Source organism: Sorangium sp. So ce385, from assembly GCF_051474135.1.
Lineage (GTDB): Bacteria > Myxococcota_A > Polyangia > Polyangiales > Polyangiaceae > Sorangium > Sorangium cellulosum_D.
This window is the reverse complement of sequence record NZ_CP150337.1, coordinates 9,813,185-9,834,156: the sequence shown is the minus strand read 5'-3', so window position 1 is coordinate 9,834,156 and position 20,972 is coordinate 9,813,185. Positions and strand designations below refer to the sequence as shown.

Below are 20,972 nucleotides of genomic sequence, written 5' to 3'. Positions count from 1 at the left end.
AGAGGAGATTCAGGATGATCACGATCACGCAGAAGGCAGCCGAGAAGGTGATGGAGATCGCGACCGCGGAGGAGCTGCTGGGGCAGGGGCTGCGCCTGCGCGTCGTGGGCGGCGGTTGCGCCGGCTTCTCCTATGACCTGTACTTCGAGGACAAGCCGACCGAGTTCGACGAGGAGTTCGAGGACCGCGGAATCAAGCTCTACGTGGACCCGCTCAGCTACCAGTACCTCGATGGGACCGAGATCGACTACGTGGAAGGCCTCCACGGCTCGGGCTTCAAGTTCAGCAACCCGTCGGTCAAGAGCACCTGCGGTTGCGGCTCTTCGTTCTCCGTCTGATCCCGCGGTTCCGGTTTCCTCGGACCTGGCGCGCGCGCCTCCTGACCTGGCGCGCGCGCGCCTCCTCCTGAGCCTCGCTTCCGTCCTGGCCCGCTTCGCCCGTCGGCGAAGCGGCCGACGTGAGATGCACACGGGCGCCGTGCGCGCGTACGCCCGGAGCATCGAGACCTTCCCGGCTCTCTAGCGGCTCCTTTTTGCCTCAGCGCTCGCGCGGGCGAGCCTGAGCCGCATGCGCCATGGCTTCGCAGCCACGGTGTACAAGCTGCCCGCCCGGGGCGGCATGCCAGCTGCATCGCAGCCTGGGTGGGCTGCTCTCTTCGGAATCTCGAACCAACCCCTTCGGCGGCAAGTGCCGGCGAGGCGATCAACGCGATCGAGGTCCGGCTTCGGCCGGCCTCGGCCGCAGGAGCCGAGGTCCGGCGTCGGCCGGCCTCAACCATCGAACCGGGGTCTTCGGACCTCGAAGGAAACCCTGTGCAAACGTCCCGAGATCAGGCCAGCGCGGTTTCGCGCTACATCACGCATGTTCGGCAGATCCCGGAGCTGTCGCGCGAGGAAGAAGTCGAGCTCGCTCGACGGTGGAGGGACCATGGCGACGAGCAGGCCGCAGCGGCGCTCGCGCTCGCGAACCTGAGGCATGTTGTCTCGATCGCGATCAGCTACCGGCGGTACGGGATCCCGCTCGCCGACCTCATCGCCGAGGGGAACTTCGGGATCGTCCACGCGATCCGCAAGTACGACCCTGACCGTGGAAATCGCTTCGTGACCTACGCGGCCTACTGGATCCGGGCGTACATCCTGAACCACGTCATCCACTCCTGGAGCCTGGTCGGCGTGGGCTCGGGCCCGCTGCGCTCGAAGATGTTCTTCCGGCTGCGGCGCGAGCGGGCGCGCATCGCGGGCCTGGTGGGCGAGGGGGAGGAGGGCGATCGGCTCCTGGCCGAGAAGTTCGGCGCGCCCGCGGAGAAGGTGCTGGAGATGGCGCACCGGCTGGAGGCCCGGGACGTGTCGCTCGACACGAAGGTGTTCGAGGACGGCGCCCGGTCGCTGGTCGACACCCTGCCGGCGGACGACCAGGACCAGGAGGAGCGCTTCTCCCGCGCGGAGGAGGGGGCGCTGCTCCGCGAGCGGCTGACGCAGGCCGTGGAGAACCTCGACCCGCGCGAGCGGTACATCGTCGAGACCCGGATGATGGCCGACCCGGAGGAGGAGCTGTCGCTCGCCGAGATCGGGCGCCGCCTCGGGGTGTCGCGCGAGCGGGCTCGGCAGCTGGAGGCGCGCGCGAAGAAGAAGCTGCGCGACCGCCTGCAGCCGCTGGCGGCGTAGCGCCTTGCCACAGGTGAGCGGCGGGCGATCACAGCACAAAAGCACGGAGCCCCGCCGGGGCGGGGCTCCGTGGTCGCAGGGGACGTAAGCCGAGTTCTGTTGCGCGGGGGGTCGCCCCCCTCGCGCTGGCGATCATTCCTCTAGGACGCGCGTCGCCGCGCGCCTCAAGCAGCCAACCCGGAGGCCTGGGGCGGGCAGCCCTTGCCGTGGCGGCGGTCGCCGCCGCGGACGCCTCCCTACGCGGCCTTGCTCCAGGTGGGGTTTGCCGTGCCGCCCTTGTTGCCAAGGGCGCGGTGGGCTCTTACCCCGCCGTTTCACCCTTGCCGCGCGGCGGGCCGGCGGAGGCTCGGAGCGCAGCCCGTCCGGGCAGGAGGCTCCTCGCCCTCGCGAGGCGCGCGGCGCGGCGGTCTGTTCTCTGTGGCACTTTCCTCGAGATCGCTCTCACCGGGCGTTACCCGGCACCCTGCCCTGCGGAGCTCGGACTTTCCTCCCGCGACCGGGTTCCCCCGGCCGCCGGCGATCGCCTGTCCCGCTGCGACGCGGCGAACATAGTCAAGGGACGTCCGGACGCCAATACCTCCGCGCCGCGCGCCGGCCACGTCCCGGGCAGCGCGGGAGCGGACCTCTGCCGCGGCCCGCTGTGGCAGCTGTGGCAATTTGCTATCCGCACATCCAGCCATCGAGTCATCAAGCCGCCGCCGCGGGCCGCGCCTCGACGGCGCCGCGACGCGCGGCGATCAGGTGCGGCGGAGCTTCTGCGCCATCTGCGCACCCAGCTCGGCCGAGCGGTTCGACGCGGCCTCGACCGCGTCGATCAAGGTGCGGCGGAGCCCGCCGGCCTCCAGCGTGTGGAGCCCCGCGATCGCCGTGCCGCCGGGGCTCGTCACCATGTCCTTCAGGCGCCCGGGGTGCTCGCCGGTCTCGAGCTGCAGCTTGGCGGCGCCGTACACGGTCTGCGCCGCCAGCAGCAGCGCCGCGTCCCGGCCGAGGCCGACCTTCACGCCGCCGTCGGCCAGCGCCTCGATCATCAGCATGACGTACGCGGGGCCGCTGCCCGACAGGCCGGTCACCGCGTCGAGCAGCGACTCGTCGAGCACGACCACGCGGCCGACCGCCTGGAACAGGGCCCGCGCGATCTCGACGTCGTCGCTCGTGGCGTGGCTGCCGGCGGCGATCGCCGTGGCGCCGGCCAGCGCGATCGCGGCGGTGTTCGGCATGCTGCGGATGACGCGCGCGCCCTCCGGCAGGCGCGCCTCGATCGCGTCGATCGGCACGCCGGCCGCCACCGAGATGACGACGTCCGCGCGGCCGAGCCCCGACGAGATGGGCGCGAGGATCCGATCGACGATCTGCGGCTTGACGGCGATGACGAGCACGTCGGCCCACTGGCAGAGCGCCTCGTTGTCGTCGGTGGTCTCGATGCCGTACCGCGCGTGGAGGAACGAGAGCCGATCGCTCTTGAGATCGCTCGCCCTGATCTGCTCGGCGCCCACGGCGCCCCCCTGGATCAGGCCTCGGATGAGCGCCTCCGCCATGTTCCCGCCGCCAAGAAACCCGATCTTGCGCCCTCGCAGCCGGCCGTCGTCGCTCCCCATCGCCCTCGCTCGCCTCCAGGAGCGCGCACCCTAGCAGCCTTGCCGAGCCCGCGGCTCAAATCTCGACGGACACCGCCGCCGGCGCGGCGTGCCGCCGGGGACGGGCGGCCCGGCGCGCGGCGCCCGCCCGGCCCGGCGCGCGCCCTTGTCAGCGGACCTCGTGCGGTTATTTGTGCGGCGGAATGAACGCAGTCGGCTCCCTGTTCGCCGAACGCAGGACGGGACCTTTCGACTGCCCGACGGAGATTCCATGATTCAAGCGGTTTCCTCTCGCTCTCGCGCCTCGGCCCTGGCGCTGCTCTCGATGGCGGCGCTGGCGTTCGGCGGATGCGGCCAGCAGGCTCACGCCACGCCCCCTTCCACCCAGGCCGCCGCCGCGGCGCCGCCCTCCGCGGCGCCGCCGCCCGTCTCGACCGTGACGCTCCCGCCGGCGCCGGTGCCGGCCACCTTCGACGTCGCGGCGCTGTCCGAGCGGGTCAAGCCGATGGTCGTCAACATCACGACGACGCACGAGTCCCGCGGCCCCGAGGGGCTCGACCCCTTCGATTTCTTCTTCGGCCCGCACGGCGGCGGCCGGCTCAACCCGCGGGGCGGCCCGCGGCCGCCGCAGACGGCGCTCGGGACCGGCTTCATCATCGATCCGAGCGGCTACGTCGTGACGAACGAGCACGTCATCCACGAGGCCTCCGGCGTGCGCGTCCGGCTCGCCGACGAGCGGGAGTTCGAGGCCGAGGTCGTCGGCCGTGATCCCAAGCTCGATCTGGCGCTCCTCCGCCTGAAGGGCGCGAGCGGCTTGCCCGTGGCGCCGCTCGGCGACAGCGAGCAGCTGCGGGTCGGCGAGCACGTGCTCGCGGTCGGCAACCCGTTCGGGCTCGGCCACACGGTCACGCTCGGCATCGTCAGCGCGAAGGCGCGCGCGATCGGCGCGGGGCCGTACGACGACTTCATCCAGACCGACGCCTCGATCAACCCGGGCAACAGCGGCGGACCGCTGTTCAACTGGCGGGGCGAGGTCGTGGGCATCAACACGGCGATCCGGGCGGGCGCGAACGGCATCGGCTTCGCGATCCCGATCGACGCGCTGAAGGACGTGCTCCCGCAGCTCCGCGAGAAGGGCTTCGTCGAGCGCGGCAAGCTCGGCCTTTTGTTCCAGCCCGTCACGCGCGAGCTCGCCGCGGCGCTCCAGCTGGACGCGCCGAAGGGCGCGCTCGTCGCCGAGGTCGAGCCGGGCGGGGCCGCCGCGCGCGCCGGCATCAAGCCGGGCGACGTGATCGTCGACGTGAACGGCACCCCGATCCTCCACGCCGAGGAGCTGCGGCGCAACGTGGCGCGCAACGCGCCCGGCTCGGAGATCGAGGTGACGGTGGTGCGCGGCCAGAAGCGGCACGAGCTCCGGGCCAAGCTGGACGCGCTCCAGGACGAGGAGGGCGACGCGCAGGGCCGCGTGCGGCCGATCCAGGGCGCGCGGCCCGAGCGGCAGCAGAGCGCCGAGAAGCTCGGCATCCACGTCTCCGACGCGGCCGGCGGCGGGGTGCGGGTCGACGGGTTCGCGCAGGGCGTCGACACGCAGGAGCTCCAGGTGGGCGACGTGATCCTCGAGGTGAACGGCGCCCCGATCAAGGACGTCGCCGGCCTCCGCGCGGCCATCGGCAAGACCAAGGAGGGGTCGACGGCGCTCCTCAAGGTGCGGCGTGGCAAGCTCGTCCAGTTCGCGGCCGTACCCATCCCCGCGCGCTGATCCCGCGGCGCGGCCGGCGCGCGCCGGTCCGCGCCGGCCCTCCCTGCATCACCCCGCGCCTCGCCGCCGGCCGGCGGTCTCCTCTCCTCCCTCCGACGCGCTCGCGGGCGCCGCGCTCGCAGGCGCGCCGCCGGCGGCGCGCGCCGCCTCGAGCGCTCGCTTCTCCGCCTCCGTCTGCTCCACCTGCGCCTCGAGCACGTCGGTGCCGAGGTAGCGGAAGACATAGATGCCCCCCACGAACATGCAGAGGAACAGGGTGAGCACCCGCCACAGGACGACGTACGGCACCACGAACGCGCCCTCGACCCAGGGCGACATGAGCGCGTTCGAGCCGAGCTCGGCGACGCCGCTCGCGCCGGGCGTGGGGCTCATGTAGAGCGCGAAGTTGAGCACCGTCTGCGTCAGGACGACCTGGACGATCGGCGGGCCCGCCGAGACGAAGGTCGAGGGCGTCGTCGGGATGCCGAGCCCGAGCAGGATGAAGTAGGCGACCGCGAACCGCGACCAGAAGAAGCCGAACGTGAGCAGCAGCGCGGCGGCGTAGGCGCGCTTCCCGCGGCGCATGTAGATGCGGAAGCCCTTGTGGAACTCGTCCACGCTGTGCAACACGCGCGCGGTCGTGGCGCCGGGCGCGGCGAGCGCGGCGTCGGCGCGGGCCCGCAGCCGGGGCACGCCCCGGGCGACCCGCAGCGCGGCGCGCAGGAGCCCCCCGAGCGGCGCCGACAGCGCGCGGACGATCGCCTTGAGCAGCGGCGGGTACGCCGCCGCGAAGATCAGCCCGACGAGCGCCGAGCCGAACATGGCGATGGTGAAGAAGAGCAGCCACTCGATCTGCGGGCCCCCATGCAAGACCAGCATCCCGTTCTGCCGCAGCACGAAGATGGCGACGGCCGAGAGGAGGAAGAACGAGACCGTGCACGAGGCGGTGAGCAGCTCCGCCGTGGCCACGTCGACGAGCCGCATGCCCCCGTGGACGAGCACGGCGGCCTGCGACGGCGCGGCGCCGGCCTGCCCCGGGGTCACGCCGGCGCAGAACATCAGCACGAACTCCGAGGTCACCGCGGTGCGCACGCGGAGCTCGGGCCAGAGCACGCGCCCGAGGACCCAGATCCTGAGGCCGCCGAACACGCCCTCTTGCAGGGCCAGCACGGCGCCGACGAGCAGCCAGCCCGGCCGCACGTGCGCGAGCCCGGCGGCGAGGCTCTCCTGCTTGTCGTGGATCTCGCTGTAGAGCACGTACGCGAACGACGCGAGCGTGAGCGTGACGATGACCTGGATGCCTCGGATCAGGGTGGCGCGGTTCATACGGGGGCGCGCAGCCGGGGTGATCGCATGCGCATGCCCCTATACCCTGTCGCCGGCGCTCGCGACCGTCCTGCGGCGCCGCTCCCGGCGCGAGGCGCGCCGCAGAGCGGCCCCGACCACACGGCGCGCGCGCGGGTGCGAACCACGCTTCGCGGAGGCATTTTCGCTCCTCCAGCGCGCCGAGCGCCGTCGTTCGTCGTCGCGCGAAGCGTGGCTGTCCCGCGCGCCCCGCGCCCTTCGAGGCTCGGGCGGGTCGGGCTCGGGCGAGGAAGATGTCTATTGCGTCGCCGAGGATGGCTCGCAATGCTGGCCGCCTCATGGCGGCACGTAAGATCGCTATCAGCACCGGCGGCGGCGACGCGCCCGGGCTCAACGCTGTGATCCGCGCGGCCACGCTCGGCGCGATCGAGCGTGGCTGGGAGGTCTGGGGGATTCGGCAGGGCTACCGCGGGTTGCTCGACGACTCGCCGGACGGGCTCATCCGGCTCGATCGCGAGCGTGTGCGGGGCATCGCGCACCTCGGGGGCACCATCCTGGGCACCGCGAACCGCGGCGATCCGTTCCACTACCCGACGCCGGGCGAGCACGGGCTCGTGCCGCGGGATCGGTCCGAGGATCTCGTGCGGCGGTTCCGCGCGCTGGGGTTCGACGCGCTCATCTCCGTGGGCGGCGACGGCTCGATGCGGATCGCGCACGAGCTCCTCCTGCGCGGGCTGCCCCTCGTCATCGGCGTGCCGAAGACGATCGACAACGACGTCTGCTGCACGGACATGACGTTCGGCTTCGACACGGCCGTGTCCATCGCGACCGAGGCGCTCGACCGGCTCCACACGACCACCGAGGCGCACGAGCGGATCATGGTCGTGGAGGTGATGGGGCGGCACGCGGGCTGGATCGCGCTCAACGCCGGGATCGCCGGGGGCGCCGACGTCATCCTGATGCCGGAGATCCCGTTCCGCTACGAGCCGATCGCCGAGAAGATCCGCCTCCGGGAGTCGCGCGGGCGGCGCTTCTCCATCGTGGTGGCGGCGGAGGGGGCGCATTCGCAGGGGGGAGAGCTGATCATCAAGGACGCGGGCGACGCCTTCCGTCGCACCGCCGTCCTCGGGGGGGTGGCCGAGCGCGTCGCCAAGGAGCTCGCCGCCCGGACGGGCAAGGAGGCGCGCTCGATGGTGCTCGGCCACCTGCAGCGCGGCGGGGGGCCCACGACGGCGGACCGCTTGCTCGCGCTCCGCTTCGGCGCGGCCGCGGCGCGCTGCCTCGTCGAGGACTGCGGGAGCGGGATGGTCGCGCTGCGGGCGAACCGGATCGAGCTGGTCCCCCTCGACGAGGTCGCGGGAAAGACGAAGACGGTGCCGCTCGACTCGGACACGGTCGTCACGGCCCGCGAGATGGGCCTGTGCTTCGGCGACGAGCCGCCCGGCCACTTCGCCGCGACCTGACCCGCGGGCGCGCGGGTGGGCTGCTGTCGGCCGTCGGCCCGGCAGGAGGCATGGTGGGACTGTCCAGGTTCGCCCTCGGCCGGCGCTTCGCGCAGCGCGTCGTCGGCCGGACGGCCTGAGCGAGGCAACCAGCCTCGTGTTTGACACTCGTCGAAGGGGGCCGATATCTTGGGTTCCCCTCCGAACCCGCGCACACCCGGAACATGACGAAAGTCCTCGTATTTGAGAGCGATCCGGCGTTCGCCGGGGAGCTCCGCACGGAACTCGGCCGCCTTGGCTGCACCGTTCAGGTCGTCGACGACGGCAACGTCGGCCTGCAGGCCGCCGCGGCGGATCGCCCCGACCTCATCCTCCTGTCGATCGAGCTGCCGCGCATGAACGGCTTCTCGGTCTGCAACAAGCTCAAGAAGGACGTGCAGCTCAAGGACGTCCCGCTCGTGATCATGTCGAGCGAGTCGAGCGAGGAGACGTTCGAGCAGCACCGCAAGCTCAGGACGCGCGCGGAGGACTACATCCACAAGCCGATCGCCTTCGGCGAGCTCCTCGAGCACATCCGCAACTACGTCCCGCTCGACGGCGACGAGGCGGAGGCCGATCCGATCATGATCGACGAGGCCGAGGTGCTCGAGGCCGACATCGACGAGGACTCGGGCGATCCCACGATCATCACGGCGGCGGTGTCCTCGAACGGCACGCCCGCCAGCGTCGCGCCGCCGCCGCCCGCCGCGCCGAGGCCGCCGTCCGCCGCGCCGCCGCCGCCGCCGGCCCCGCCGCGGCCGCCGTCGGTCGCGCCGAGGCCGCCGTCCGCCGCGCCGCCGCCGCCCGCCGCGCCGCCGCCCGCCGCCGTCGCGCAGGATCGCGTGCGGGCGCCAGGGCCCACGAAGCCGCCGCAGGCGCCCACGGTGAGGTCGGATTCCGGCAAGTCGGATGAGGACATCGAGGAGTTCATCGGCGGCGCGTTTACCCGGTTGATCCGCGACGAAGAGGAGGAGCGGACCGACGTGAGGCCCTCGGTCGCGCCGTCGACGCGGACGCCCTCGGTCGCGCCGTCCGCGCGGACGCCCTCGGCCGCGCCGTCGACGAGGACGCCGACGTCCACCAGCACGCCCCTGCCGGCCTCGGCGCCGCCGCCGGTGAGCTCGTCGCCGGTGGCCGCCTACCGCGCGCCCGTCTCCGAGCGCGGGGGCGCCTACCGCGCGCCTGTCTCCGAGCGTGGGGGCGCCTACCGCGCTCCCGTCTCCGAGCGCGGCAGGCTGACCCCTGCGCCGCCGGCGCCGCGATCCGACGCCGACGCGGGCGAGATCGAGCGCCTGCGCGCCGAGCTGGACAGATCCAAGGACGAGATCGTGCGCCTCACCAAGGAGGTCGCCTCCGCGCGCGCCACGTCGCACCGCCTCGAGGGCGAGCTCTCCTCGGCGAACGAGGGCAGCCAGGAGGCGGCCCGCCTGCGGCGCGAGCTCGAGGAGCTCAGGGCGAAGGCCGCGACCGGCGGCAGCCCCTCCAGGCCCGGCGGCGTGTCGAGCCGCGAGTTCCTCGATCTGCGCGAGGCGCTGAACAAGAAAGACAAGGAGATCCTCGCGCTCCGCGACCAGATGTCGCGCAAGGACAAGGAGCTCCTCGAGCTCCGGGATCAGGCGCTGTCGCTCGAGCGGGAGAAGGCCGACCAGGTCGACCGGATCCTGGAGCTCGAGCGCGCGAGCGAGGACCTCGACGCGCAGGTGGCGTCGCTGCGCGCGGACAAGGAGCTCGCCGCGAAGCGCGCCGACGACTTCAGGGCGCGCACCGAGAAGCTGCAGGCGCAGATCGCCGGCCGCGACGCGGAGCTGTCGGCGGCCCGGCAAGCGCTGATGGACGCGGAGGCCGCGCACACGGAGGCGCTGCGCTCCGCGGCGGACGAGAGGGCGCAGGCGATCGCCGCCGTCGAGGCGTCGGCGCGCCGCGAGCTCGAGGAGAGCGCGCAGGCGGAGCGGGAGCGCTTCGATCAGGCGGCCGCGGCGCACCGGGCGGAGGTCGATCGGCTGAGCGCCGAGCACGCCGCCCGCGCGGAGCAGCAGGCCGCCGAGCACCGCGCGGCCGCCGACAGGCTGGCCGGCGAGCACGCGGCGGCCATCGACAAGCTGGCCGGCGAGCACGCGGCGGCGCTCGAGCGGGCGAGGGCCGAGCACGCGGCGGTGGCGGACGGCCTGAGGGCGGAGCACGCCGCTGCCATGGACGGCCTGAGGGCGGAGCACGCCGCCGCCGTCGATCGGCTCAGGGCCGAGCATGCCGCGGCGATGGATGCCCTGAGGGCGGAGCACGCCGCGGCGCTGGACCGGCAGAGGGCGGAGCACGACGCGGCGGTCGCGACGTCGCAGCGCGAGCACGAGGCCGCCGTCGAGGCGCTCCGGCGCGAGCACGCGGGCGAGACCGAGCGGCGCGACCGAGAGCACGCGGCGGCGCTGGATGCGGCGCGCGCCGAGCACGCGGCGGCGCTGGATGCGGCGCGCGCCGAGCACGCCGCCGCCGTCGAGCGCATCAGCGCGGAGCACGCGGCCGCGCTGCAGGCGGCGCGGGCCGAGCAGGTCGCCGCGCTCGAGCGGCAGCAGGGCGAGCACGCGACCGCCGTCGAGGCGCTGCGGGGCGAGCACGCGGCCGCGCTGGAGGCGCTGCGGGCCGAGCACGCGACCGCGCTGGAGGCGTTGCGGGGCGAGCACGCGGCCGCCGTCGAGGCGCTGCGGCGCGAGCACGCGGACGACAGGGAGCGGCGCGATCGCGAGCACGCGGCCGCGCTGGAGGCGCTGCGGGCCGAGCACGCCCGCGCCGTCGAGGGGCAGGCGAACGAGCACGCGCGGGCGCTCGAGGCTGCGCGAGAGGACTTCGCGGCGCGGCTCGCGGCGCGAGAGCGCGAGCTCGTCGAGGAGCGCGAGCAGGCCGCGCGCGCCGCCGAGCAGGCGCACGCGGCGCGGGTGGCCGACCTCGAGGCGCGCGCCGCCGAGCGGCAGGCGCAGATCGAGGCGGCGCACGCGCAGGCGCTCGCCGACCTCCGCGGGGCGCACCAGGCCGAGATCGCCGAGCGCGACGCCGCGTGGGCGGCGCAGAAGCACGAGCTGGACGAGATCGCCCGCGGGCTCTCCACCGAGCTCGGGCAGGCGCGCAACCAGGTGGCGCACCTCGAGGGCCGGGCGCACGATCTCGAGCAGCAGCTGGATCAGCGGACGGGCGAGCTCTCCGCCCGCACCGGGGAGCGCGATCGCTTGCAGGGCGAGCTCGCCGAGCGGGCGCGCGACGTCGAGGCGCTCCAGGGTCGGCTCGCCGAGGCCGAGCAGCGGGAGAGCGAGCTCGGCGCGCAGCTCTCGCACCGGACCGAGGAGCGCGACACCCTGAGGACGCAGGGCGAGCAGCTCGCCGAGCAGCTCGCCGTCGAGCGAGCCCGCCTGCAGAAGGCGCGCTCGAAATGGGGCGAGGACCGCGCCTCGCTGGAGCGCGCGCGCGAAGCGCTCGCCTCCGCGCTGTCGCAGATCGAGCAGAACGAGGCGCTGTCGGTCGAGTGAGCCGGCGGCGCTGGCCAGCGGGGGCGGCGCGCGGGGCGATCAGCGCGAGAGCGCGGCCGCCCCGAACGCCTCGGGCAGGAGCGCTGCCAGCGAGGTGAGCCGGGGCGGCGCGCCGCCGTCGGCGGCGATGAGGCGGATCGGGAGATCGGCCGCGAACTCGGCGAGGGTCTGCCGGCACATGCCGCACGGGCTGCCGAGGACGGGCCCGATGGTGGCGACGGTGAGCGCGATCGGATCGCGCTCGCCGGCCGCGACCATCTGCACGATGGCCGAGCGCTCGGCGCAGATGGCGAGCCCGTACGAGGCGTTCTCGACGTTGCAGCCGGCGAACACGCGGCCCGATCGCACCAGGATGGCCGCGCCCACCCAGTAGCCCGAGTACGGCGCGTGCGCGCGCTCCCGGACGGCGAGCGCCGCGCGGTCGAGCGCGTCCCAGTCGATCGCCGGCGCCGCCTCGGCCGCGGCGGGCGCCTCGCCGGCGTCCTGCGGGGCGCGGCTCACGACGCCGCGCTCCCGGCCGCAGCCTCGGCGCCGACGCGGCGGACCCACGCCGAGAGCAGCGCCGTGAACCGGGCGCGCGCCCTCCGGGCGGTCTCCTCGACCTCCTTGTGATCGAGCTCGCGCTGGGTCAGGCCCGCCGCGAGGTTCGTGATGCACGAGATGGCCGCGGCCGGCACGCCCATGTGCCGGAGCGCGATGATCTCCGGGACGGTGCTCATCCCGACCGCGTCTGCCCCGAGCGTGCGCAGCATCCGGATCTCCGCCGGCGTCTCGTACGTCGGCCCGAGCAGCCCGGCGTAGACGCCCTCGCGCAGCGGGACGCCGGCGTCGCTCGCCGCCGCCCGCGCGAGCTCGAGCAGCCGGGGATCGTGCGCGTAGGTCATGTCGGGGAAGCGCTTGCCGAGCGCGTCGTCGTTCGGCCCGACGAGCGGGTTCGTCCCCATCAGGTTCAGGTGATCGGTGAGCAGCATGAGATCGCCGGCGGCGAAGCCGGGGTGGATGCCGCCGGCCGCGTTCGTCAGGAGCACGGCGCGGCAGCCGAGCCGCGCGAGCACGCGCACGCCGAACACGGCCTTCGCGGGCGGGTGCCCCTCGTAGAGGTGCGCGCGGCCCTGCAGGCAGGCGACCGGCACGTCCCCGACGCGCCCGGCGCAGAGAAAGCCGGCGTGCCCCTCGACGGCGGGCCGGGGCATGCCGGGGATCTCGGCGTAGGGGACCTTCACGAGCCCGGAGAGCTCGTCGCCCCAGCCCCCGAGCCCTGAGCCCAGCACCACACCGACGCTCGGAAGCGCCGGAATTCGTTGGCGAATGACGCGTGCGGCTTCGTCGAGCTCGGCCAGGAGGGTCATCGCGACAAGCTACCCCAGGGCGACGCAAAGGGTAAACGTCGCAGATGCACGGCGACATCGCCCGTGATAGGGTCGCCGCCCTTTCGGGGCAAGTGACGACGATGGGCACCAAGATCGAAGATTTCTTGAAGGAAAAGAAGATCGACCCCCGCCGCATCCTCGCGGCGTCGGTCAAGATCGAGCGGCTGCAGCCCGAGGATCGGGCGATCCGCCTGACCAAGCGGCTGGCGCGCGGCAGCGAGGACGCCGCGAAGAAGAAGGAGGCCGCCGGCGCGAAGAAGCCGCGCAGCGGCCGCCCGGTGACCGACCGCACGCTGAGCGCTGCGCTGCAGGGCAAGCCGATCAGCGGCCCCGCGAAGACGCGCCTGCTGCGCGCGGTCAACCGCATCCTGGAGCAGAAGAAGCAGGAGAAGGTCGAGCTGTCGGCGCTCTTCGACCTGCCGAAGAAGGGTGGCGCCGCGGCGGAAGGCGCCGAGGCCGCGGGCTGATCCTACCGGACGACCCGGACCCTCACGGCTCTTTCCACCGCCCGGCTTGAGCGCACGTCGGCCCCAGGCCGGAGCGGGCTCAAGCCGGGCACCTTTTTGTCGGTCAGTGCCTGACGCCGGCCGCTACACGCGATCGCGGCGGCGGGAGCCCAGCTCGAACAGGTCGGCGGCCACGAGGGCCACGGTCAGCGATACGGCGATGAAGATCATGCGCTGGAAGGTCGCGCCGATGTGCCCGGAGGAACAACTTTTGTGCGTTTCCGGGCGCCGCTGCGCGCCCGGGCGCGACGCCGCGCGAGGCCACGCAGCGGCCTGAATGATCCGGCTGCCCGGCGCATCATAGGCCTTGTGCATACCGTGGCGGTCGAGACGGGGGCGTTCTGGGCGCACCTCTCGCGGTCGTTCTTGTTCCCCCTCGGCTGGGGTGCGCCGGGCGGCCGCGCGGACGAGCTGCCCGCTCGGGAGGTCGAGGGCGCGCGCGTGGCGCTCGATGTGACGTCCGCTGGTGACGACCTCTCTCGCCGTCCGGAGCTGGTCGCCTCGCCGTCGAGCTCCATGAGCGCCGAAGGGGCGGATAGGCTTCCGCCCGTGACCGAGCCCGACGACGTGGGCGAGTGGATCCGCCGCTTCCAGAGCGGCGACCCCACGGCCTTTGCCGAGATTTTCCGCCGCTATCGCCGCGACGTCGCGCGGCTCGTCTTCCGGATGCTCGGACCGTCCGCCGACGCGGAGGACGTCATCCAGGAGGTGTTCATCCAGGTGCACCGGAGCCTGGGGGACTTCCGGGGGCAGTCGAAGTTCACGACGTGGCTCCACCGGGTGACGGTCAACGCCGTGCTGATGGCCCGGCGCGCGGCGCGCTCCCGGCCGGTGTTCACGGGCGAGCCCAGCGCCGAGCTCGAGGTCGACCGCGGCATGCTCCCGGACGAAGACGCCGCCCGCGCCCGCAGGATTGACGCATTCCGTCGGGTGCTGGAGCGCCTCCCCGAGAAGAAGCGGGTCGTCTACGTCCTCCACGAGCTCGAGGGGATCGCGCCGACCGAGATCGCGGAGATCGTCGGCGCGCCGGTCCTGACCGTCCGGACGCGCCTGTTCTACGCGCGCCGCGAGATCGAGGCGATGATGCGCGCCGAGCCCGCGCTCGCCCAGCTCGCCGCCGAGCTGGCCGAGGGCGGCGCGGACAAAGCGGACGGCGCAGCTCCAGAGGCGGCGCGCGCTCGGGTTTCTGTGGCAGGCGGCGCCGCGCGGTATCCCGCGGCGGATCGATCGGCTGTCGACGCGGAGGACATGTGAGCGGCGCAAAGCAGTACGAGCGGGCACGGGAGCACATGGAGCGGCTGCTCCGCGCCGAGGAGCCTCCGGAGCCCCGCTGGGACGAGATCGAGCGCGAGCTGTTCGCGCGGATCGAGCGGCCCGCGCCGGTGCGCCGCGCCGCTCCGCCGCAGCGCTCGCCGCTCGGGCGCGCGCTCGCGTTCGCGGCGGCCGCGGCGGCCATCGCGTTCGCGGTGTTCGCGGCCGGGCGCTCCGCGCCGCCCGTCGTGGCGACGTCGACGCCGCCGCGCGCCCGCGATCTCGCGGAGGTACCGAGGGCCGCCGGGGCGGCGGACGATTTGGATTTCCGCGCCCTCCGGCCGGGCGACGCCGTCGAGACCGCCGCCCACGCGATCTCCTTCGCCGACGTCGGCTCGGTGCGCTGGACGCTGCTGCCGAACAGCCGCGCCGTGGTGCGCGCCGTCGGCGCGGCGGGGGTCGGCCACGTGATCGCGCTCGAGCGAGGCTCGGTGCGGGCCGACGTCGTCACGCGCGCGCCCGAGGAGGGCCTCGTCGAGGCGTTCGCCGTCGAGGTGGACGGCACCCGCGTCGCGGTGCACGGCACGCTCTTCACGGTGACCCGCCTCGCGGATCGCGTGGAGGTCGACGTGGAGCACGGCACCGTCGCGGTCGGTCCCGCGGCGTACCGCGGCGCGACCACCGCGCACCTGCTCGTCGGTCCGTCGCGCGGCACCTTCTCGCTCGACGGCGGCCGCGAGGCGCGCCTGCTCCAGCGCCCGGCGCCGGAGGGCAACGCCGCGCCGGAGGGCGGCGCCGCGCCGGAGGACGGCGCGCCCGCCGCCTCCCCGACGGAGCCGCCGCGTCCACCCGCGCCGCCCCGGCCCACCGCCGGCGCGACCGCCGGTGTGCGCCCCTCGAGCGGCGCCGCCGCGGCCCGCGTGGTCGTCGCTCAGGTGGAGGAGCCCGCCGCGGCATCCGCCGCGCCCGCCGCATTGGCGGTCGCCGAGCCGCCCTCGGCGGTCGCCGAGCCGCCCTCGGCGGTCGCCGAGCCGCCTCCCTCGCCGGCGATCGAGCCGGCGCCGGCCGTCGCGGCGCCGATCGCCGACGCTCAGGCGACGCCTCGCCCGCCGGCGTTGACGCCGGCGTCCGTGCAGTCGCAGCTGTCGAGCTGTTTCGCGCGCGAGACGGCGAGCGGCCCATCCCTGGTCCGCAAGTCGATCGCCTCGACGCTGCGCATCTCCGTGCGCCCGGACGGCAGCGTCGCCGCCATGCGCTTCGACCCGCCGCTCCGGCCTGGGCTGCAGGCCTGCGCCGAGGGCCTCTACCAGGGGCGCTTCGCGGGAGGCCCGATGCAGCTCGCCATCCCCTTCATCATCGAGGACTGAGCGCGGCCGCGGCGAGGAGCGTGCGCGGCTGCCGCGGGGAGCGCCGCGCGGCACGTCGCGCGGCGGCTCAGAGCGAGCCGAGGAGCTGCGTGAGCGCGTAGGTCTCCCGCGCCCCCATCACCCCGAACTGCACCCCCATCCCCTCGGGGGTGGTCCATCGCACGACCGACGGGATCGCGGCGGCCTGCTTCAGGCCCTCCAGCGACAGCAGCACCTCGATGCTCGCCCCGAAGGGAGCCGGCGAGGTGGTCTCGATGAACATCCCGCCGAGGCTGATGTCGCGGCATATCGCATCGATGCGCGGGCCGTCGCCGATCCGGAACGCGATCGACAGCTCGATGGGCTTGCGCGGGTGCTTGCGGTGATCTCGCACGTTCCTCGCTGGTTCGGTGCGCGGCGCTGGAGGTCGCCGCGTGGGGTATTCTGAGGCGCGGAGGAGACGATCAATGTCGCGAGCCGAGAGCGCCTCTGTCAAGCGCCGGGAGCCGCGCTCGGCCCCGGCGGAGCCGCGCTCGGCCGGCGGGCACCTTCTTCCCGTTCCCGTTCCCGTGCCCGCGCGCGGGAAGGCGGAGCGCGCGCCGGCGCGCCGCGGCTTGCGGCGGCACTTCGAAGGCTGGGAGCCAGGGCTCGTGGCCGTCTTCATCGCGGGCTCCGCGGCGATCCTCGCGGTGCCGCGCGCGGTCGAGCCCGCCGAGCTTCCGCTGCCGCTCGCCGACGCGCGGGCCCTCGCGCGGGTGCGGGACGCGGACATCGCCCGCGCCCGCGAGGCCGAGCTGCTCGGGCTCGACGCCGAGGTGCGCGCGCTCGGGTCCGCCATCCGCGCGTTCGGGATCGTGGACGCCGACGCGGATCACACCGAGGCGGAGCTCCTCGCCGCGCGCAAGCGCGTGCTCGAGGCCGCCGGCCCCGCGCTCGCCCAGGGGGACGAGGCGGTGCTCCGGCTGCGCGCCTACCAGATGAGCTCGTTCGTCCGCGAGGTGCGCCGCTTCGAGGCGACCGGCGAGGAGTCCGACGAGCTCCGCGAGCTCGGCGGCAACTTCCCCGGGCTGCTCCGCCGAAACGCGTGGCTGAGGGCAGGGGACGCGGGGCCGCGCGGCGGCGAGGCGCGCCGCGTCGCCCTGGATGGCGCCGCGCTCGGGGCGCTGTTCAAGAAGCGCTGGGACGCCATCGTGGGCCTGAGGCGCGCGCCGTTCGGGGTGGCGCTCGACGAGGAGCGCGCGCTGTACAAGTTCCTCCTGTCGCACCCGCTCAGCGGGAGGAACGCGCAGGAGCCCGCGGCGCCTCCCGCCGCGGAGACGGCGGCGCGCCCCGAGCCGCAGGCGGGCGAACCGGGGCCGCGCTCGTCCGCGGCGGCGCTCCGGGCCGCGGAGGCGCAGCGCGCCGAGGAGCACTACCGCCTGAAGAAGATCGACGAGCTCGCCGCGCTCGATCCGGCGTATCCCAGGCACCTCGCCCGCGGCATCACCCTCTACCGGCTGGGGAAGTTCGTGCAGTCGGCGGACGCGTTCCGAATCCACCTGGACCAGCACCCCGACGGGGCGCACACGCTGCGGGCGCAGAACTACCTGCGCGCGGCGCTGGAGCGCGCGCGCGAAGAGCGGTTTTAGCGCGGCGCGCTCTCAGATCGGCGAGCGCGCGCTGGATGGGCGCGTCGAGCTCGCCGCGCCGTCACGGGCCCCTGCGCATCCCGCCGGGACGGTAGGGGCGCCCGCTGATCCCCTTGGCGGGGTTGCCGTGCCCGCCGCGCCCCCGGCGCGTCTCCATCTCGTTCATGATCCCGTGCATGGCCGAGGCCTGCAGGAACCGGCGAGCGGCCGGAAACACCTCCTGCTCCTCGCAGGTCACGTGCCGATGGTACGCGGAGCGCAGGTCCTCGATGATCTGGGGGAGCTTCTCCGGCGCCTCGGAGCCGCCGTCTCGCTCGATCGCGGCGCGCAGCTCGTTGATCGCGCGCTGATGCGCCTTGTGCTCCTGCCGGAGGCGCTCGAGCGTCGGCGCGATGGCCTCCAGCACCGCGAGCCGCGGGAACAGCGAGCGCTCCTCGTCCTCGTGGTGCCGGCTCATCGATCGCTCGAAGTAGGCCACCACGCTGGAGAGGCCCTCGAGCGCGGCGGCGCGCCCGCGGGGATCGCCGAGCGCCCGCGCGGCGCGCGCGAGGTCGTTCAGGTTCTCTTCCAGGCTCCGGTGAGCGGAGGCGAGCTTCTCGAGCGGATCGTTCCGGTCATCGGACATCAATCGATGATCGAACAAGAGCGCGCATGCGTGGAAGTCATTTTCTCGCCGCGCGTGCGGTTTCGCGCGCCGCGCGCTGGCCATCCGACCACCTCGCCGCCTGCCCAGCGCGGGGACGGCATCCCACCTTGAAGGAAGGCTCGCGCCGCGGAGCAGCCCGAGCCGCTACGGCAGGCTCGCGCCGCGGAGCAGCCCGAGCCGCTACGGAAGGCTCGCGTTGCGGGGCAGCTCGAGCCGCAGCTCGGGGGCCAGCATCTCGCGCGCGAGGTGCACCTCGAGCAGGTCGATGACAGGGCTCTTCGACACCGCCCGGAGCCGCTCGTCCGCGCCCGCATCGCCGGCCGCCTTCTTGGCCATGGCCGTGTAAAATTGCGCCTCCACGCGCTGCGCTGCGTTCTGGGCGAGCTTGCCGAGATCCGCGTCGCTGATCTTGCCGTTCGCCCAGGCCGCGAGCTTTCCTGTCCAGGACGCGCGGTTCACCGCGCTGTCCAGCGCGCGGCCCGCGGTGCCGTCCGTCGCGACGCCGAGGGAGCGCTCCAGCAGGAGGACCCAGAGCCCGCCGTAGACGAGATCCTCCTCGTCCAGGTTCGCCTCGAGGCCGCGCTTCAGCGCCCGCCGCGCGGCGGGGAGATCGCGCTCGACGAGCGCGCGCCCCACGGCGTCGAGCATCGTGGCGCCGAGCTGCGGCGGCTCGGCGGCCACCAGGGCGAACGCCCGCTCGTAGGCCCGGGTCGCGCCCTTCTCGTCGCCGTAGCCGTCGAGGATGCGCCCGAGCAGCCGCTCCGTCCGCGCCTTGGCGCCGGGATCCCGCGCGCGCTGCCGGGCGTCGAGCGCGGCGGTGAGCGCCGCGTCGAGCGACTCCTTGGCCCGATCCTGCGTGCCCGCCTCGCGGTGGAGCTCGAAGGCGAGCAGGTGCGCCTGGATGACCTCGAGCGGCGCGGTGCGCGCGTCCGGCGCGCCCAGCGCCCGCCGCACGTCTTCCAGCGCGGCCTGGAGCTCGCCGGACTGCCGCTCGGCCATCGCGAGCAGCGTGAGCCCGTTGACCGTCGGCTCGGCCGCCGTCGCCGCGCGGAGCAGCGGCAGCGCGCCGGCGAGGTTGCCGGCGCGCAGCTCGAGCGACGCCATGAGGGACCGGACGCGCGCGCCCGACGGATCCACCGCGCCGCCGCCGCGCGCCGCCCGGTCGGCGAGCACGAGCAGCGGACCCGCGGCGTTGTAGGTGCGGCGCGCGGCCTCGAAGTCGTCGTTCGACGCCTCCTCCGAGAGCGCGCTCAGCACGAGCCCCAGCGCGGACCCGAGCGCGCCGGCGCTCGGCCGGTCGCCGAGCGCGCCGGCCAGGAGGAGCGGCGTCGCCTCCGACATGCCGAGGCGGATCATCACCTGGGAGAGCAGCGTGGCGCTGTCGTAGCTCTGCGGGTCGCGGCGGTAAGCCTCCAGGGCCGTGCCCCAGATCGCCCCGTCGAGCAGGTCCTGCAGCATCCCGGTCTCCGCGTCGCGCTCCTGCGTGTCGTGGTGGGCGAAGGCCGCCGCGAGCGCCTGCCACGAGACCGCGTCGCCGTCGGACGCCGCGGCCTTGAGCCGCTCGTACAGGCCGGGCGGGATCACCCGGCGCGCGCTCGTGCGGTCGATCTGCTCGAGCGCGCCCTTCGCGTCCCCGTAGCGCAGGAACAGCGCGGCCATGCTCGCGCCGCCCGACTCCAGGGCGCGCGCCGCCTCGACCGCCTCCTCGCGCTCCGGCCGCTTCCCCCCTTGCCGGTACTCGATGTTGAACTCGATCGCGCGGTCGATCCACGCCGCGGTGGCGGCGGCCGCGCGCTGGATCGCCTCGGGGCGGCTGTCGAGGAGGGCGCGCGAGACGGACGCGCGCTGCTCCATGCCGAGCTGCTCGAGCGGCCCGCCGGTGCGCGTATCCTTCATCCAGCGATCGAGCGCGGTGAGGTGCTCGTCGACCTCGGCGCGGGCACGGCTGCCGGCCGGCAGCGCGGCGGCGCGGAGCTCCATCAGCGCCCGCACCCGCCCCTCGTCGCCGCGGGGGCTCAGCCGCTCGATCGCGCCGGCGAGGGCGCGCTCGCCAACGGCGTCGATCATCTCGGCGTGGCCCTCGCCGGGACGGACGAGGTAGAGCGCGCCGCGGACGCTGTCGACGCCCCGGCTCGGCTGCCCAGCGTGGAAGCGCGCCGCGGCGTGCGCGAGCTGCCGGCGGACCACGCCGATGAGCAGGCCCGTGCGCTGCGGGCTCTGCTTGCCGTCGCGCACGATCGTGTAGAGGCTGGCGGAGAAATCGGCGTCGCGGACCTCGACGGGGGCGGCGCGGCCTTCGGCGCCGGGCGGCCCCTTCGCCCCCGGCGTGCCGGAGGCTGCGCAGGCGAGGGGAGAGAGCGCGAGGGCGAGCGCGGCGAGACCCCGGGCGAGACGGCGCCGGGGGGGCAGGGTCGGCAGCGACATTGCGAGGCAGTGTACACGGGCACAGCGTGCGCGCACCCCCCGGGCCGCTCTGTCTTCAGCGCTCCAGCGCTACCGCGCGCTCCAGCGCTACCGCGCGCCGTCGCCGAGCTTGCGGCCGAGCAGCTTGGAGGCGAGCGTCTCGCCGAGCTCGCTCATCATCAGCTGCTCGACCACCGCCTCGGTCGCGCCGCGCTCCGCCTCGCTCGCATACTGGAACTCGATGCCCATCCCCGCCGGGGCCGTCTCCGTCGCCTCCGCGGGCATCACGATCCACTTCACCCGGCCGCGGAGGCGGAGCGGCTCGGCCAGGTTGCGGATCGAGAGGGCGAAGACGAACTCCGTGCCCACCGCGAGCGGGCGCTCTGTTCGGATGAAGGTCCCGCCCTTCGAGATGTTGCGCGTGTAGTCGGCGAAGAACGTGTTGAGTCGCTTGTACTCCACGCTCAGCTCGATCGCGGCGCGCTGGGCTGAGCGGCGGTCTGGCTCCGTCACGGCACCACCCTACCACGGGGCGCGAGGGCCAGAGT

At 74.4% G+C, this 20,972-nt stretch carries 18 protein-coding genes and 1 other RNA gene; 9 read left to right on the top strand and 10 right to left on the bottom strand.

All coding sequences use genetic code 11. The features are described 5' to 3' along the window. Nucleotides 1-14 precede the first annotated feature (14 nt). Together erpA and WME83_RS35805 are read left to right on the top strand one after the other, a co-directional pair. A complete protein-coding gene (gene erpA, locus WME83_RS35810) occupies nt 15-338 on the top strand; it encodes an iron-sulfur cluster insertion protein ErpA (protein ID WP_437314197.1) in 324 nt (107 codons plus the stop codon). Nucleotides 339-812: 474 nt separating this feature from the next. Continuing rightward, nucleotides 813-1,664 carry a sigma-70 family RNA polymerase sigma factor gene (locus tag WME83_RS35805; protein WP_012238497.1) on the top strand — a complete coding sequence of 284 codons (852 nt, stop codon included), beginning with the start codon at nt 813-815 and terminating at the stop codon, nt 1,662-1,664. A 71-nt stretch (nt 1,665-1,735) separates the two neighbouring features. On the opposite strand, the gene rnpB is transcribed toward WME83_RS35805, so the two are convergent. Together rnpB and proC are read right to left on the bottom strand one after the other, a co-directional pair. Then, nucleotides 1,736-2,200, bottom strand: an RNA gene (gene rnpB / locus WME83_RS35800) — RNase P RNA component class A. Between the two features lie 201 nt (nt 2,201-2,401). After that, nucleotides 2,402-3,259, bottom strand: coding sequence for a pyrroline-5-carboxylate reductase (gene proC, locus WME83_RS35795; RefSeq protein ID WP_437314196.1), 858 nt, complete (start codon nt 3,257-3,259; stop codon nt 2,402-2,404). 250 nt (nt 3,260-3,509) lie between these two features. Here proC and WME83_RS35790 point away from each other — a divergent pair, with 250 nt between their 5' ends. After that, the gene (locus tag WME83_RS35790) at nt 3,510-4,997 is read left to right on the top strand and encodes a Do family serine endopeptidase (protein WP_437314195.1); all 1,488 of its coding nucleotides are present in this window, start codon (nt 3,510-3,512) and stop codon (nt 4,995-4,997) included. 48 nt (nt 4,998-5,045) lie between these two features. Here WME83_RS35790 and WME83_RS35785 read toward each other — a convergent pair whose 3' ends face one another. After that, on the bottom strand, nt 5,046-6,302 hold the full coding sequence (locus tag WME83_RS35785) for a lysylphosphatidylglycerol synthase transmembrane domain-containing protein (RefSeq protein WP_437314194.1): 1,257 nt from the start codon (nt 6,300-6,302) through the stop codon (nt 5,046-5,048). 317 nt (nt 6,303-6,619) lie between these two features. On the opposite strand from WME83_RS35785, the gene WME83_RS35780 reads away from it, so the two are divergent. Together WME83_RS35780 and WME83_RS35775 are read left to right on the top strand one after the other, a co-directional pair. Then, nucleotides 6,620-7,744, top strand: coding sequence for a 6-phosphofructokinase (locus tag WME83_RS35780; protein ID WP_437314193.1), 1,125 nt, complete (start codon nt 6,620-6,622; stop codon nt 7,742-7,744). Nucleotides 7,745-7,947: 203 nt separating this feature from the next. Further along, complete coding sequence (locus tag WME83_RS35775; protein WP_437314192.1) at nt 7,948-11,274, top strand: response regulator; 3,327 nt, start codon at nt 7,948-7,950, stop codon at nt 11,272-11,274. 39 nt (nt 11,275-11,313) lie between these two features. Here WME83_RS35775 and WME83_RS35770 read toward each other — a convergent pair whose 3' ends face one another. Together WME83_RS35770 and WME83_RS35765 are read right to left on the bottom strand one after the other, a co-directional pair. Beyond that, nucleotides 11,314-11,775, bottom strand: a complete 462-nt coding sequence (locus WME83_RS35770; RefSeq protein WP_437314191.1) for a cytidine deaminase — start codon at nt 11,773-11,775, stop codon at nt 11,314-11,316. Next, on the bottom strand, nt 11,772-12,623 hold the full coding sequence (locus WME83_RS35765; RefSeq protein ID WP_437314190.1) for a purine-nucleoside phosphorylase: 852 nt from the start codon (nt 12,621-12,623) through the stop codon (nt 11,772-11,774). Before WME83_RS35765 ends, WME83_RS35770 begins: the two co-directional genes overlap by 4 nt. A 44-nt stretch (nt 12,624-12,667) precedes the next feature. Between WME83_RS35765 and WME83_RS35760 the strand changes: the two genes are divergently transcribed. After that, entirely contained in the window at nt 12,668-13,111 is a 444-nt protein-coding gene (locus tag WME83_RS35760; RefSeq protein ID WP_437314189.1) for a hypothetical protein, read from the top strand. A gap of 123 nt (nt 13,112-13,234) precedes the next feature. On the opposite strand, the gene WME83_RS35755 is transcribed toward WME83_RS35760, so the two are convergent. After that, the gene (locus WME83_RS35755) at nt 13,235-13,465 is read right to left on the bottom strand and encodes a hypothetical protein (protein WP_437314188.1); all 231 of its coding nucleotides are present in this window, start codon (nt 13,463-13,465) and stop codon (nt 13,235-13,237) included. Here WME83_RS35755 and WME83_RS35750 point away from each other — a divergent pair. Further along, a complete protein-coding gene (locus WME83_RS35750) occupies nt 13,460-14,404 on the top strand; it encodes an RNA polymerase sigma factor (RefSeq protein WP_437314187.1) in 945 nt (314 codons plus the stop codon). The genes WME83_RS35755 and WME83_RS35750 overlap by 6 nt on opposite strands. Further along, the gene (locus tag WME83_RS35745; RefSeq protein WP_437314186.1) at nt 14,401-15,768 is read left to right on the top strand and encodes a FecR domain-containing protein; all 1,368 of its coding nucleotides are present in this window, start codon (nt 14,401-14,403) and stop codon (nt 15,766-15,768) included. Before WME83_RS35750 ends, WME83_RS35745 begins: the two co-directional genes overlap by 4 nt. Nucleotides 15,769-15,835: 67 nt before the next feature. On the opposite strand, the gene WME83_RS35740 is transcribed toward WME83_RS35745, so the two are convergent. Next, a complete protein-coding gene (locus WME83_RS35740; protein WP_020738867.1) occupies nt 15,836-16,141 on the bottom strand; it encodes a PilZ domain-containing protein in 306 nt (101 codons plus the stop codon). Between the two features lie 256 nt (nt 16,142-16,397). On the opposite strand from WME83_RS35740, the gene WME83_RS35735 reads away from it, so the two are divergent. Beyond that, nucleotides 16,398-17,375: a hypothetical protein gene (locus tag WME83_RS35735; RefSeq protein ID WP_437314185.1), complete on the top strand. Its 978-nt coding sequence runs from the start codon at nt 16,398-16,400 to the stop codon at nt 17,373-17,375. 61 nt (nt 17,376-17,436) lie between these two features. Here WME83_RS35735 and WME83_RS35730 read toward each other — a convergent pair whose 3' ends face one another. From WME83_RS35730 to WME83_RS35720, 3 genes are all read right to left on the bottom strand, one after another. Next, the gene (locus WME83_RS35730) at nt 17,437-18,000 is read right to left on the bottom strand and encodes a hemerythrin domain-containing protein (protein WP_437314184.1); all 564 of its coding nucleotides are present in this window, start codon (nt 17,998-18,000) and stop codon (nt 17,437-17,439) included. Between the two features lie 201 nt (nt 18,001-18,201). Continuing rightward, nucleotides 18,202-20,445 carry a hypothetical protein gene (locus WME83_RS35725; RefSeq protein WP_437314183.1) on the bottom strand — a complete coding sequence of 748 codons (2,244 nt, stop codon included), beginning with the start codon at nt 20,443-20,445 and terminating at the stop codon, nt 18,202-18,204. An 87-nt stretch (nt 20,446-20,532) separates the two neighbouring features. Continuing rightward, a complete protein-coding gene (locus WME83_RS35720) occupies nt 20,533-20,937 on the bottom strand; it encodes a PilZ domain-containing protein (RefSeq protein WP_437314182.1) in 405 nt (134 codons plus the stop codon). Between the last annotated feature and the right edge of the window lie 35 nt (nt 20,938-20,972).